We start from the raw sequence: 515 nt of genomic DNA, 5'->3' as shown, positions 1-515 counted from the left end.
AGGGCGCCCGCCATGCCGCCGAAGCCGTAGCCGAGCAGCATGCCGAACAGGCCGCCGATCAGGATACCGCGCATCAGCCCGCCGCCCAGCCCATTAAACAGGCCGGGCCGCTGCTGCTGGCCGACCGTTTGCTGCTGCCGCGTAGCCGCGTTCGGAGCCGGCGTCATGCTGCGCTCGACGGGACTGGTCTGGTTCGGGGCGGTTGGCGTGGGCGGTGTGGCCTGCTGCGTGCGGAAGCCACGGCTGCCGAAGCTGCCGCCGCGACGCGCCTCGGCAAAGTCCACCGAGACAAGCATCATGGCGACGAAGGCCGCCGATAGAAGAGCAAGAAATCGAAAGCGTCCGAAGCGCATCATGGCAACCGTTCCTCTAGCAGCCCGCTTAACATCACAAAGCGGGCCGATATATCCAAACGGTCCGACATCGCGACGCTTCACGAAGTTCGCCAGAGGGGCCCGGTCCGCTGCGCCGGATATGGCAATATCCCGCCCCCGTTGCAAGGAGGCGGGATTTTT

Annotated in this window: 1 pseudogene; it reads right to left on the bottom strand. The window is 66.0% G+C overall.

Going from position 1 to position 515, the window contains the following annotated elements:
• Window positions 1-356: pseudogene (locus ACLKMW_RS26525) on the bottom strand (hypothetical protein); the annotation flags it as partial.
• Window positions 357-515 lie beyond the last annotated feature (159 nt).

Source organism: Borborobacter xinjiangensis (assembly GCF_047739745.1).
Taxonomy (GTDB): domain Bacteria; phylum Pseudomonadota; class Alphaproteobacteria; order Rhizobiales; family Rhizobiaceae; genus Pseudaminobacter.
The sequence above is the reverse complement of the archived record's forward strand: the minus strand, read 5'-3'. Positions and strand labels throughout refer to the sequence as shown.